Annotated in this window: 13 protein-coding genes; 3 read left to right on the forward strand and 10 right to left on the reverse strand. The window is 42.5% G+C overall.

The window, feature by feature from the left end; translation table 11 throughout:
* The first annotated feature begins 199 nt into the window (after positions 1-199).
* Positions 200-1885, forward strand: a complete 1686-nt coding sequence (locus AM592_RS16520) for a glycoside hydrolase family 13 protein (protein ID WP_053604821.1) — start codon at positions 200-202, stop codon at positions 1883-1885.
* A 92-nt stretch (positions 1886-1977) separates the two neighbouring features.
* The gene (locus tag AM592_RS16525) at positions 1978-3360 is read left to right on the forward strand and encodes an MFS transporter (RefSeq protein WP_053604822.1); all 1383 of its coding nucleotides are present in this window, start codon (positions 1978-1980) and stop codon (positions 3358-3360) included.
* A gap of 57 nt (positions 3361-3417) precedes the next feature.
* Here AM592_RS16525 and AM592_RS16530 read toward each other — a convergent pair whose 3' ends face one another.
* The 10 genes from AM592_RS16530 to AM592_RS25225 all read right to left on the reverse strand — a co-directional run bounded on the left by AM592_RS16530 (position 3418) and on the right by AM592_RS25225 (position 12067).
* Positions 3418-4188, reverse strand: a complete 771-nt coding sequence (locus AM592_RS16530) for a VOC family protein (RefSeq protein ID WP_053604823.1) — start codon at positions 4186-4188, stop codon at positions 3418-3420.
* Between the two features lie 101 nt (positions 4189-4289).
* Positions 4290-5111 carry a MetQ/NlpA family ABC transporter substrate-binding protein gene (locus tag AM592_RS16535; RefSeq protein ID WP_053604824.1) on the reverse strand — a complete coding sequence of 274 codons (822 nt, stop codon included), beginning with the start codon at positions 5109-5111 and terminating at the stop codon, positions 4290-4292.
* Positions 5111-6145, reverse strand: coding sequence for a uroporphyrinogen decarboxylase family protein (locus AM592_RS16540; RefSeq protein ID WP_053604825.1), 1035 nt, complete (start codon positions 6143-6145; stop codon positions 5111-5113). Before AM592_RS16540 ends, AM592_RS16535 begins: the two co-directional genes overlap by 1 nt.
* 39 nt (positions 6146-6184) lie before the next feature.
* Positions 6185-6844 (reverse strand): methionine ABC transporter permease, encoded by a 660-nt coding sequence (locus AM592_RS16545; RefSeq protein ID WP_053604826.1) that lies wholly within the window; start codon positions 6842-6844, stop codon positions 6185-6187.
* Positions 6841-7860, reverse strand: a complete 1020-nt coding sequence (locus tag AM592_RS16550) for a methionine ABC transporter ATP-binding protein (RefSeq protein WP_053604827.1) — start codon at positions 7858-7860, stop codon at positions 6841-6843. Before AM592_RS16550 ends, AM592_RS16545 begins: the two co-directional genes overlap by 4 nt.
* A 53-nt stretch (positions 7861-7913) precedes the next feature.
* On the reverse strand, positions 7914-9113 hold the full coding sequence (locus AM592_RS16555) for a trans-sulfuration enzyme family protein (protein WP_053604828.1): 1200 nt from the start codon (positions 9111-9113) through the stop codon (positions 7914-7916).
* 8 nt (positions 9114-9121) lie between these two features.
* Positions 9122-9802 carry a GntR family transcriptional regulator gene (locus AM592_RS16560; protein ID WP_053604829.1) on the reverse strand — a complete coding sequence of 227 codons (681 nt, stop codon included), beginning with the start codon at positions 9800-9802 and terminating at the stop codon, positions 9122-9124.
* 304 nt (positions 9803-10106) lie between these two features.
* The gene (locus AM592_RS25215; protein WP_312883815.1) at positions 10107-10892 is read right to left on the reverse strand and encodes a CocE/NonD family hydrolase C-terminal non-catalytic domain-containing protein; all 786 of its coding nucleotides are present in this window, start codon (positions 10890-10892) and stop codon (positions 10107-10109) included.
* Between the two features lie 120 nt (positions 10893-11012).
* Positions 11013-11198 carry a hypothetical protein gene (locus AM592_RS25220; protein WP_312883816.1) on the reverse strand — a complete coding sequence of 62 codons (186 nt, stop codon included), beginning with the start codon at positions 11196-11198 and terminating at the stop codon, positions 11013-11015.
* Between the two features lie 32 nt (positions 11199-11230).
* Positions 11231-12067 (reverse strand): CocE/NonD family hydrolase, encoded by an 837-nt coding sequence (locus AM592_RS25225; RefSeq protein WP_312883817.1) that lies wholly within the window; start codon positions 12065-12067, stop codon positions 11231-11233.
* A 235-nt stretch (positions 12068-12302) separates the two neighbouring features.
* Here AM592_RS25225 and AM592_RS16570 point away from each other — a divergent pair, with 235 nt between their 5' ends.
* Positions 12303-12974, forward strand: a complete 672-nt coding sequence (locus AM592_RS16570) for a TetR/AcrR family transcriptional regulator (RefSeq protein WP_053604830.1) — start codon at positions 12303-12305, stop codon at positions 12972-12974.
* The last annotated feature ends 1 nt before the right edge of the window (position 12975 follow it).

Consider the following 12975-nt stretch of genomic DNA (forward strand, 5'->3'; position numbering starts at 1 on the left):
TTCTAACGCAATTTTCATTAGATCATTTTGTTTTCGGGGTTTATTTTCTTAGGATGAAATGTATTTAACAGGAAACCGTTTACCTAAAAGGTTTTTTAATCGGTTTCATCAACCATATTTCTGCTGCTTTTTCAATAGAATTTTGGGGGCAACGAACGATTTCAGGCAGCATCAAAATCACGCAAAGGAGTTTCGAAATATGCAAAAGAAATGGTGGAAAGAGAGCGTCGTATACCAGATATATCCTAGCAGCTTCAAAGATAGCAACGGTGACGGAATAGGGGATTTGCAAGGCATCATTTCCAAATTGGACTATATAAAAGAGCTGGGTGCAAATGTGATCTGGATCTGCCCAGTTTATCCATCACCCAATGATGATAACGGTTACGATATCAGTGATTATACAGATATTATGGATATCTTCGGAACAATGGCGGATTGGGAGCAGCTTTTGAAAGAGATTCACCAAAGAGATATGAAGCTAATTATGGACCTGGTGCTTAATCACACATCAGATGAACATCCGTGGTTTATAGAATCGCGTTCTTCCAAAGATAATCCGAAACGGGATTGGTATATTTGGCGTCCAGGCAAAGACGGAAAAGAACCGAACAACTGGGAATCGCTGTTTAGAGGTTCTGCATGGCAATATGATGAACTGACAGATGAATATTACCTGCACCTGTTCTCTAAGAAGCAGCCTGATTTGAATTGGGAAAATCCCGAAGTTCGCGAAGAGTTATATAGGATGACCACCTGGTGGCTGGATAAAGGAATTGATGGATTTCGTATCGATGCCATTTCGTTTATTAAAAAGAAAGATGGACTCCCGGATGCGCCCAATTTGTCTGGAGAGCTCTATGTACCTGCTTGGGATTGTCATCGAAACCAGCCGGGAATACATGATTTTTTGGCAGAGCTGAAAGAGAGAGTGTTTAACAATTATGACATTATGACAGTAGGAGAAGCGGACGGCGTATCGCCTGATGATGCTCTTTTGTATGTCGATGAAGCACTTGGAAGCTTCAATATGATTTTTCATTTCGAACATATGGGGCTCGATAGCGGAATCGGAGGCAAATGGGATTTAAAACCATGGCAGCTTCCAGATTTGAAAAAGATCGTGACAAGATGGCAATCAGGACTGCATGCAAAAGGCTGGAACGCATCTTATTTAGAGAACCACGATCAGCCGCGATCCGTATCAAGATTCGGAGATGATCAGAAATATCATAAAGAGTCAGCAAAAATGTTGGCTACTTTCCTAATGACTATGCAGGGAACACCTTTCATTTATCAGGGCCAGGAAATCGGCATGACAAACGTAAAGTTCAATTCCATTGAAGATTATAAGGATGTAGAAAGCTTAAACCTCTACCATGAAAGCTCCGCCAAAGGGGACGAACATATACAGAAAGCCTGGGATTACATATACTCCAAAGGCCGCGATAATGCTCGTACCCCCATGCAATGGAATGACCTGCCGCATGGAGGGTTCTCTGAGGGAAATCCATGGATAGCAGTAAACCCAAACTACAAAAAGATTAACGTCGAGCAGTCGTTAAAGGACAACGATTCTATCTTCTACTATTACAAGGAACTGATCCGGCTTCGCAAAGAGAATGATGTTATTGTGTACGGCGACTATCGTCCTATCCTGGAAGATGACGAGAGAGTATATGCTTGCCTGAGAACATTGGAGGATGAGGCTGTGTTGGTAATCCTTAATTTTTCAAGGGAACCGGCGGACTTCGTTCTTCCAACGGATTGGAAATACGCAAACAACCACTTGCTAATCGCAAATAATGAAGTAAATCCTGAAGAAAGTATTAACAAATTTACATTACTCCCTTACGAAGCTCGTGTATACAAACTTTCAAATTAAAATTCATTTAAAAGAGGTCTGGCTAAGCTAATTAGCCTGCCAGATCTTTATATTTTAATTATCGGAATATTAAAACAAAGGGGATGTAACTTATGATTACGAAAGAGAAACCTGTATACAAGGAGACCAGCAACGATTCAATGTTGCAAAAAATTGGGATGAAAGAAAAGATTGGATACGGCTTTGGCGATTTTGCAAGCAATTTGCTTTTTTTCGCAACTGCGACATTTTTGACGTTTTTCTACACTGATACTGTTGGCTTGGCAGCCGGAGCCGTAGGAACGCTAATGTTGGTAGCACGAATTCTAGACGCCTTTGCAGACATCGGCATAGGAGCTCTTGTTGATAAGACAAAGAGCAAGCATGGAAAGGCACGCCCATGGTTGTTGTGGATGGCGGTACCATTCTCTATTTCCGGAATTCTCTTGTTTACGGTACCGAATACAGGACCTGTTGCTACGTTAATTTATGTGTATATTACGTATCTCCTCATGAATTTTATTTATTCAGCTATTAATGTCCCTTATGGTGTTTTAAATTCACTGCTCACACAGGATGCCTACCAAAGATCCGTCCTGAATATCTTCCGTATGGTACTGGCGAATTTAGGAGCCCTCTTTATTACCTTTTTTACATTGCCATTAGTAAGCGTTTTCGGAGGTGGCAAGACGGGCTGGATCTTCACTTTTTCTATCTTCGGTATAATAGGCACGCTTCTGTTTTTGTTTACATTTACGTCTACACGAGAGCGCGTGAAACCCTCCGTCGTTCATAAGGATGTTCCATTTAAGCGCGGGGTAAAAGCGTTGTTCCGAAATAAATATTGGGGATTAATGGTTGCATTCACGATTGTTTTTTTCGCAAATAATGCATTGGGAAGCGGCATCAATGTTTTTTACGCACAATATATTTTGGAGGATCGCGATCTAGTCGGAATTCTGGGAATGGCAAGCTTGCTGCCGCAGTTGCTCGGCTTTGGAGTTCTAGCTCCCATTATTAAACGAATTGGAAAGCGAAATGCCTCTTTAATTGGAAGTTTCATCATGATTGCCGGATCGTTGATAGTAGCGTTCCAACCAACCAGCCTGGCTTTAGTTATTGCTGGATTAATCATTAAAGCACTTGGAACAGCTGCAATTATGGGGACTGTTTTTGCTATGCTGGCTGATACTGTCGAGTACGGTGAATGGAAAACCGGTATTCGTACGGAGGGACTTGTATACAGTGCGGGAAGCTTCGGAACTAAAGCGGGCAGCGGATTGGGGACAGCGGCAGTAGGATGGGGCTTAGCTATAGGGGGATACATTGGTGGCCAAACGACAGTAAGCGCTTCAGCCAATTTCGCTATTCAATTCCTGTTTATTTATCTACCGGTGATTTTTTCCCTGATTCAAATTGCAATATTATGGTTTCATAGGCTGGATCGCCAATACTCCGATATTATTAAGGAATTGCAGTGGGTGAGATCGCGATAACCTAAAAGGCTATGTTAATAATAGAGCCATGTACATCACATGGCTCTAAACTACTCATTATTTTTGAAAAACGTATTCCCCATCGCCAATATTAATCGTTTTTCCTATTAAATGATTAGCCTCCGATTGAAAAATTACTTTAGAGAACTGATTCACATTTCCCTGTTTGAAAATAAAGGTCTGTTCTCCGATGCCAAGGGTTACAGAAGCAGCATCAGATTCTACAACTGATAGTCCAAATAAAGCTTGCCAATGTAAAGCAGCAGAAACAGGGTCCGTAACATTGAAAACTGCTGACTGTATCTCGACATGACCAGCCGGATGCGGTTGGATGATCCCTGAATCGTTCAAATTAGCCAGGCGATCAGCATCTGTGTCTTTCCACTGAATGACGAACGGGTAGACGAGCCCTTGAAAGTTCCCGTCTATCGTCATCATTTTCCATTCTATCAATCTTCCGTTAGTGTCCACGCGCTTCCCATCCATAATAGGGGACAGTTCCAAACCATGCGATCTCAATGAAGCCGCTATCGTTTGAATGTCATCGGTTCGAATCGCAACACGGCTCAACATTTCTTGTTCCGGTAAAGCGGCCACAGCATCTTTGACGACTAAATTGGGTACATCTGCATTGATTGCTGTTTCTCGGTCTTCAACCCCTAAAAACTCAATATAGGTCAAACCAAAATAACTAAGTGCATTATAAGTGCCCCACTCTGTATGAGAACCTCCTTTGAACGCAGTCAGTCCATTTTCATTAAAGGTTTGAATGGCGTCATCCAGATCATTCACATAATGGACGATATGGTCCCATTGTACTGTTGTCATTGATTACCCTCTCCTAACTCCGTTGTCCGCTTAAGACACTTCGTTACAGTCCGGCAGCAATCTGCTGTTATTTAATTCATACATTGCAGTCCACTCACTTTCTATTTTTCAACCAGAATGAAACCATCATATTTATCTTCGGATTTAATATACTTTTCAAACTCTTCTGATTCGTATGCAGCTTTTAAATCTTTTGCCCACTGCGTATTTTCATCTTTTTTATTGATGGATACGATAATTCGATGCTGCTTCGGCGTATTTTCGATCTTCAGTGAATCGGTAATCTTTTTGCCCGAATTTGCAATATAGTTTCCATTTATGACACCGTAATCAACATCTTGAAGAGATACTAAGATTTGGGCCGGGTCCAATATTTTGAATGAGATTTTATATTTATCCGGTTCTACACTACTAATATTAAAATCTGCTGTTCCCGCATCTTCTTTTACTTTTACCCAACCTAGATCTTCTAATATCCTGACGGCACGCTCTTGGTTCACTGGATCATTTGGAAGTGCAACTGTCGTACCATCTTTGACTTCATCGAGTGACTGATGCTTAGTGGAATGCAAACTTTGCGGAGCACTCGGAACAAAGGTAATACCTGTCATATCGGCGTCTATCTCTTTATTGATCGCCTCCATGTAAGCTGTGCTCTGGAATATGCTCGCGTCAATTGATCCATCCTTCATTGCCGGATTCACCTGCATGTTTTGAGAGAAGGTTTTAATATTTACTTTGTATCCTTTCTCTTCTAAAATCGGCAGAATTCCTTTACGAAATTGTTCTTCATACGTCCCAACGCCAAATCCGATCGTAATATCTTTCTTTTCTTCAGCATTTTCACCTGAGCTTCCTTCTTGTCCACACCCTGCCAAAATGAATATAAGTCCAACGAAAATAGTAAAAAATAATTTTTTCATTACATTGTCTCCTTTTCAACTATAAAATTTTTAAATTGCAGCAGCGCCTCGTCTGTTACATTGACTGGAATTGAACAATTTGGCGCTAAGCAAAAAGGTTTATCTGCCATTACTCTTAATGCTGATTCAGCCTGTTCTTGAATGCGGCTAATTTCATTTGTTGCAAATAAAGTATGGTCAACCCCTCCAATCTTTGTCGCTTTCAGGGAAGCATCCAAATCATGATTACCCATAGCCTTCGTGTCCCAGCTGATCCCCTCAATTTCATAATCGTTGAACCGTTCCGGATGGGAATAAGGACCGCACGTATGAAGGACACGCTTCCCATACCGTGCAGCATCAAGAACGATCGAGTCATACGGTCTGGAAAACTCATTAAACGTTGCTTCGTCAAATAACCCGGGATGAGCAGTACCCGTAACTGCATAGAATATCCCATCAGTTCCGGCAGATCTTAGCTCCGTTATATAATCCGCCAAAGTTAATGCGATCGCATGCAAAGCATGATGGACACCTGCTCGTTGTTCTGTTATCAATGTTTCAATTTGAACAGGCTTTTCGATTCCGAAAATCGTCTCACTATTGAAATAAGCAGACTGGCCTGTCAAAAATAATAAGATGGACAACGGTGAAAAGATCGTCTGGATAAGAGGAGTATTCGGAAGTCCCTCTCGAATTTGTTTTACAGCCTGAAGCTGTTCTGCTAATGGAGCAGAATGCGCCGCCTTTTTTTCTTGGATATCCCATACACGTGAAGCAGCTGGGACTACTGTACTCGTTTGTTTAGGGAAAACAGATCTGTATTCTTGGAAATCGTACGTATTTCCCCATATTTCTGCTAAATACGCTGCCCTAGGATTGATTTTCACCCAATCCCAATCGAATTTTTTTGTGAAGGCTACAGTCGTTTCCGCTAAGTCATCGGCTGTCTGTTCTTTGTCTATGAAATGACGCCAGCCGCTGACCATCGGCCTGTCTGCCAGTTCACCAGTAAGTATAGCATCAAATCGATCTTTCTTTGTCCATTCGCTCATTCAAATACCCTCCATTTTCGCAAATATTATCGTCTGCTCTTAGTCTCGTCGGACTTTTCGCGCCAATAATGTTCCGGTTGATTGGATTCCTTGTACAAAAATAACTAATACAACAACGGTTGCAACTACGACGACCGTATCGAACCGTTGATAACCATAGGAAATCGCCAAATCACCAACACCGCCGCCGCCAACGACTCCAGCCATCGCGGTGGCTCCAATCAAGCCAATCGTTGCCGTCGTTAATGATAAAATTAATGATCCGAATGCTTCCGGAAGCAAAAAATGCCAAATCACTTGAAAGGGTGTTGCCCCCATTGCTTCTGCTGCTTCCAAAATTCCCGGATTCACTTCGAGCAAAGAGTTTTCGACTAAGCGTCCGATATATGGCGCGATATATATAATCAGCGGAACAATTGCCGCACTCGTTCCAATTGATGTATTGACGATTAACCGAGTAAACGGAATAATTGCAACGAGCAGTATGATAAACGGCAATGAACGGACAATATTGATAATCGGATTTAAAATCGCATAAATTCCTTGGTTTTGCAGTACGCCGCCTGGCCTTGTTACAACCAGCAATATTCCCAATGGAATCCCGATTAATGAACCGATCAATAATGACATCCCCACCATAAACAGCGTCTCATTGATCGCCAGTAAAAACTGATCTAACGTAATCGTAGTTGACATCATGCTTCATCTACCTCCTCAATCATAACGCCTTGTTCTCTTAAAAATGACAAGGCTTGATCGACAGCTGAATCCTCTCCAATTAAATGGACCACCAAATTGCCAAGTGTTGTCCCCTGTATCTCCGTCGTGTTGGCAAATAAAATATTAACTTTGATGTTATAATTGCGAATCAATTCATAAATAATCGGTTCAGATGCACAATCACCGACAAACTCCAATTTATAAGGCTGCCTGTCTTCTTTTTCTAATGTCTTTTGTATACTGACAGGAATTCGATTGTGAATGACTGTCCGAACAAAATTCTCCGTCGTCGGATGCTTCGGATGTCCAAATACTTCCAGAACCGAACCCTGTTCAATAATCTCGCCCTCTTCCATGACCGCAACCCGATTGCATATTTTTTGAATGACAGCCATTTCGTGCGTGATAATCATGATCGTAATGTTGTACTCTTTATTAATTCTTTTCAATAATTGCAAGATGGAGCTTGTTGTCTGAGGGTCCAATGCAGATGTTGCTTCATCACACAAAAGAATGGAAGGGTTTGATGCAAGTGCTCTCGCAATCCCGACACGCTGCTTTTGGCCGCCTGACAATTCGTTGGGATAGCTGCCTGCTTTGTCACTTAACCCGACAAACTCGAGAAGTTCATTCACTCGCTTTTTGATTTCTTGTTTACTCTTTTTCAACAAAACAAGTGGTAATGCCACATTGTCGTATACTTTTTTAGACTCCAACAAATTAAAATGCTGAAATATCATTCCGATTTGCTTTTTAGCTGCGCGTAATTGCTTCACGTTAAAGCTGTCTAACGCTTGTCCATCAACGAACACCTGACCCTTCGTCGGCCTTTCCAAGTAGTTCACCAGACGGATTAATGTGCTTTTGCCCGCCCCGCTGTAGCCAATAACACCGAATATATCTCCTTTTTCAACCTTTAAGTCGATCCCTTTTAGAGCCTCATTAGAGACCCCTTTGCGCTGATACGTTTTGTAGACATTTTTTAATTCAATCATAGGCCCTTCCTCTCTTAATCTTTGTTTTCAGCCTCACAACTCCTGCATTTCACTTAGCGCCCAGACACTGAGAATAAGCTGCTTAAAGCCTGGTCCAAATCTTTGATAATATCATTTGCGTCCTCCAGTCCGACTGAAAGGCGAATCAATCCGTCTGAGATGCCAAACTTGAGTCTCTCTTCCTTAGGTATGGCTGCGTGAGTCATTGATGCAGGATGCTGTACTAATGTTTCCGGATCACCCAAGCTGAACGAGATCATAGCCAATTGTAAAGCGTTGATAAGTCTCTTCCCTTCAACAAGGCCTCCTTTCACTTCGAAAGAAATGATTCCACCCATTCCTAACATCTGTCTTTTTGCGAGCTCATGCTGCGGATGGGATTTCAGGCCCGGGTAATACACTTTTTCTACAAAAGGGTGTGATTCCAGGAATTCAGCAATTTTTTGTGCACTGCTGCAATGTCTTTCAACTCGCAATCCCATGGTTTTTATTCCTCTCAGAATGAGAAATGATTCCCACGCATTTAAATTCTGTCCTAAGTCTCCCATCAGTTTTTTTCGCATAAATTCAATCACGTCTTTTTTGCCGACCACGAATCCGGCGAGTACATCACCGTGTCCGTTAATATATTTCGTCGCACTATGAATGACAATATCAGCCCCGATGTCCAAAGGTTTTTGCAGACAAGGGCTCATAAACGTGTTATCAACAATTAATGGAAGCTGGTGCGCTTTGCATAGTTCCCCGATTATTTTGATATCGAGTACAGTTAGCCGAGGATTAGACGGTGTCTCAATGTAGACCGCTCTTGTGTTTGGTTTTATGGCGCTTAGTAATGAAACGATTTCCGTACAGTCGACAAAGTCAACTTCAATACCAAACCTTGGGGCGAGTGACGTTAGGAAACTGTATGTTCCTCCATAAACATCCTTTGTCACAACGACATGGTCGCCATGTTTTAAAAAGCCCAATAATGCAATGGATATAGCAGCCATTCCACTGGCAACGCCGAGGGCAGCTTCTCCACCTTCCAATGCTGCAATTTTTCTTTCCAATACGTGTAATGTCGGATTCCCATATCGGCCGTAATACACTCCTTTTGCTCCATCCGACACGACTTCTGCCGCCGTTTCCGCATCTGGAAATGCATAAGCAACAGCCGGTACGACACTTTGAGAAATTGCTCTTGTCTCTGGATCGGGAAATTGGTTATCATGAATAATTTTTGTGTCCATACTCCAGTCTTTTGTCATCGTGAGAATCAGCCCTTTCTATCACTTTCTATTTCTTCAATCCTTTGAATCGAGGTTGATAGACTCCTTAAAATATGTACCTGCATCGCTTTTTCCGCAGCATCCGGATTTTTCTCTGCAATTTTTTGTAAGATAAGACTGTGTTCCTCATCGGCTTTTACGTCCCAATCACCATACTTTGAAACGAACCGGCAGTACCGGAGTGCATGATCCTTTAAAATATTCAATATTTTTTCGAACGTTTTAAGACCACTCATTTCGGATAAATAGTCATGAAACTCAAATCCATACGAGACAAAGTCCTGCCTATGGCCTAATTTAAAAGATTGCCTCAGTTTCTCCAGCATTGCTGTTAAATGTTGAATATCCTCTTCTTTTGCATTTATTGCAGCCTCCCTTGCAATGAACCCTTCCAGCATACTCCGAATCTGAAATATCTCTTTTACTTCTTGCTTGGTAACTGAAGCGACTTTCAATCTTCCATTTCGCTGCCGAATCAAAAATTCTTCTATCTCCAGCCTCTGTATTGCTTCCCGTAATGGAGTCCGGCTGATTTCCAACAACGCCGCCAGATTTTCTTCCCTCACAATTTGATCAGGTTCCAAATCGCCGCAGATGATTTTTTGCTTGAGTTCTAAATAAGCATAGTCTTTTGACATTCTGCGAGCCCGGGTGTCAAAACGGTTCATTTTGCACATCTCCTCGTAAACGATTCATGTAAATGGCTTTTCTGTATAAGCGTATAATTGTATACAATTATTTTTTGTAATAGAAAGACTCATTACTTTTTGATGAGTCTTTCTATTGCATATGATCCAATCATTTCAGCTTTCTTTTGAAACATTTCAAATTTTTCTGAATATTTTATGTAAAAATATTATATTTCCTTACAACTTTTAAAGTCAATGGTAATTGTTAGAAACATCATACTTTTTATCGCAAAAAAATCCCCCTTTGGAAAACCAAAGGGGAAATAAAATTAAATCAGGATCCCTACATATGATCGCGGGGAATTTCAGCATTCCATGTCTTCGTAAAGATCTGTTTGTCTGATTCAAATGCTGTGACTGTGTTCTCAAGATAGAAATTTGTTGCATCGGCTGACATCGTACTGACATTTTCCAGTCTTGTCTGCCAATCTTCTCTACCTATATGCAACGTCCATTCACAGCGAACTTTTGCAGAGAGAGGATCGCCTTCTTCAATTGTATAAATGTTTCGGTTAGTGCTGCCATATTCGAGACCATTTTGCAAAAGCTTGCGCGATCCTTCATCAGAAAAGTCTTCTAAGGTCCACACCCCTTGAACGACATCATGCTTAACCTCTCGTGTACGGCTTTCCGTCCGAAGGATTTCCCGATCAGCTACTTTAGCAGTTTCCGGTACACCAAAGTCAGGCAGCTCATCATCTGCAGCTTGAGGCGGACGCACCGGAAGCTTGAGATTAGTCTTTTCACCCGGGAATACATTTAGAGTGACTGGCTCCGGGGATGGCCATGCTTGCGGCCAGAAGGTTGGTGACAGTGCGACCTGCCATCTGTGTCCAGCTGGAAGTACGTGACCAATGACATTAAGCTTTACATTCACCGTATACTTCTCTCCAGGAACCAGCGGCTCTGGGAATTCATGACTGTCTCGATGCGTCAGATTAAGCATTCCCCAGGTTACCATTGTCGATGATCCGTCTGGCGCCACGTCACACAGGCGTACAGCAAGCAAAGCGTTCGGGCGGTCAGAAGTCAACTCAACCGTGACCTCAGGATGGCCAAGAATCTCCATTGGGGCTTCCAGCGGCTCCGATGTAAAGCAGACTGACAATCCATTTTCCAGACGTTGGTCTGCGGGTAAATCACCAGGCTGGCCAAACGGACAGAAGACACCGGCATAATGACCGTAACCCTACATTCCTGTAACCATAATTGCTTGCTCTTCTTCCGGTGCTTTCACCAGCTTTTGTTCCGCAAGATAATAATGCTCAGGGGTAACATTTGGCGAAGGCCATTGCGATTCAGCTACCCAACGTCCCGGACGTTCAGGATATTCCGTATGCGGCGGCACGCTGTCCTGCATCCATGCCCTTAGCATCGGCTCATCCATAATACCGGTGTCGTTCCCTTTCAGCCAGTGATCCCACCAGCGCAGGCATTCCTGGAGAAAACCGATCGACGGCCCGGGAACGGCAACCTCCGGATATTCGTGCGCCCAGGACCGATCAGTCCTTTACGCGGTCCTGACAGTCCCTCAAGCAGGCGCGGGATCGCATTTGTATACCCATCAGCCCAGCCGCCGACAGCAAATATCGGGATGTTAATATCAGAGTAGTCCTCGCACACAGATCCATGCTTCCAATAGTCATCACGGCGTTGGTGTCTCACCCATTCCTCCACAAACGGAGGTGTTTTTTCGAGTCGCTCGAGCCAGTTTGAGCGCCACTCTTCTCCCACAATGCGCGGATCTTGCGGCCTTGCGTTGTACGCCAGCATTGTTGAAGCCCACCATAGCATGTCTGATGACAGCATACAGCCGCCTTTATAGTGAACATCATCCGCATAACGGTCGTCGGTTGAACAGAGAGTAATGACCGCTTTTAGCTGAGGAGGACGGCGTGCAGCCACTTGCAACCCGTTGAAACCTCCCCAGGATTTGCCGATCATGCCTACATCCCCTGTGGACCAAGGCTGCGCCGCAATCCAGTTTAATACCTCTATAGCATCATCCTGCTCCTGCGGCAAGTATTCATCATACATAATTCCTTCCGAATCACCGCTTCCGCGAATATCGACGCGAATGCTTGCATAGCCATGTCCGGCAAAGTAAGGATGGCGGATGGAATCTCGCAATGCCGTAAAGTCATCTTTACGATATGGGATATATTCCAAGATAGCGGGCACCGGATTCTCCTCTGCGTCCTCCGGCAGCCAAATCCGGGCAGAAAGCCGAGTCCCGTCCGACATTGGAATCCAAACATGCTCTATCTCACTTACTTTGCGCGGAAATTCTTTCTTAATAGATAGGTTAGAGTCTCGTACGTTAAAAACCATTCATTTACCTCCTACGTTAATTTATATTGATAATCATGATTATATTTTTTATTATGATTATATTAACACACCCTTTTTGCTGATGTAAATTAACCAACTTTAAATGGTAAACTAATAAGACACGTGAATAGATGTGAGGAGAATGACGATGAATAATAAAGAAATTCAAAAAAGCCGTATGTGGAAGTATTTTGTCGATGCAACAGCTGAAATTATTCAAGAAGAAGGCATCGAAAAAGTTACGATAAGAAAGGTGGCTGATCGGGCAGGCTACAATAGTGCCACCATTTATAATTATTTTTCCGAGGTTTCCCATCTCATCTTTTTTGCCTCCATGAAATTCTTGAAAACCTATACCGACGATGTCGCTAAATATATGGAAAAAGGAAAAAACCCTATTGAAAAATACGTTTTGGCGTGGGAATGCTTTTGCACCCATTCGTTTAAACAGCCGAAAATCTTCCAGGCGGTTTTCATCATGGATTTAGGTGATCATCCGGAAAATATGTTGGCAAATTATTATAAAATATTTCCTAATGATTTAATTAATATTCCGGATGAACTCAAACCGATTTTGTTCAAACGGAATGTGTCAAAAAGAGGAAGATCCGTCTTGGAGATTGCCATGAAGGAAGGGTATATAAAAGAGGAAAGCATTGATGCTGTAAACGAAATGACAATCCTTATCTGGCAGGGAATGTTTACAAATATTTTAAACCATCGAAGCAGTTATGAGCCTGAGGAAGCTGTGAGGATCACGATGAAATATATTTCTGATATTGTTCGTAATGTGGATGCTTTAGAGTTTAAAAACACTTAAA

Origin of the sequence: Bacillus gobiensis (genome assembly GCF_001278705.1) — a bacterium.
GTDB lineage: Bacteria > Bacillota > Bacilli > Bacillales > Bacillaceae > Bacillus > Bacillus gobiensis.

Excerpts from the sequence above, each read along its gene's own strand:
- AM592_RS16520 (WP_053604821.1), top strand. The coding sequence starts at position 200 with ATGCAAAAGAAATGGTGGAAAGAGAGCGTCGTATACCAGATATATCCT.
- AM592_RS16525 (WP_053604822.1), top strand. The coding sequence starts at position 1,978 with ATGATTACGAAAGAGAAACCTGTATACAAGGAGACCAGCAACGATTCA.
- AM592_RS16530 (WP_053604823.1), bottom strand. The coding sequence starts at position 4,188 with ATGACAACAGTACAATGGGACCATATCGTCCATTATGTGAATGATCTG.
- AM592_RS16535 (WP_053604824.1), bottom strand. The coding sequence starts at position 5,111 with ATGAAAAAATTATTTTTTACTATTTTCGTTGGACTTATATTCATTTTG.
- AM592_RS16540 (WP_053604825.1), bottom strand. The coding sequence starts at position 6,145 with ATGAGCGAATGGACAAAGAAAGATCGATTTGATGCTATACTTACTGGT.
- AM592_RS16545 (WP_053604826.1), bottom strand. The coding sequence starts at position 6,844 with ATGATGTCAACTACGATTACGTTAGATCAGTTTTTACTGGCGATCAAT.
- AM592_RS16550 (WP_053604827.1), bottom strand. The coding sequence starts at position 7,860 with ATGATTGAATTAAAAAATGTCTACAAAACGTATCAGCGCAAAGGGGTC.
- AM592_RS16555 (WP_053604828.1), bottom strand. The coding sequence starts at position 9,113 with ATGACAAAAGACTGGAGTATGGACACAAAAATTATTCATGATAACCAA.
- AM592_RS16560 (WP_053604829.1), bottom strand. The coding sequence starts at position 9,802 with ATGAACCGTTTTGACACCCGGGCTCGCAGAATGTCAAAAGACTATGCT.
- AM592_RS25215 (WP_312883815.1), bottom strand. The coding sequence starts at position 10,892 with ATGGAGATTCTTGGCCATCCTGAGGTCACGGTTGAGTTGACTTCTGAC.
- AM592_RS25220 (WP_312883816.1), bottom strand. The coding sequence starts at position 11,198 with ATGCTAAGGGCATGGATGCAGGACAGCGTGCCGCCGCATACGGAATAT.
- AM592_RS25225 (WP_312883817.1), bottom strand. The coding sequence starts at position 12,067 with ATGTCGGACGGGACTCGGCTTTCTGCCCGGATTTGGCTGCCGGAGGAC.
- AM592_RS16570 (WP_053604830.1), top strand. The coding sequence starts at position 12,303 with ATGAATAATAAAGAAATTCAAAAAAGCCGTATGTGGAAGTATTTTGTC.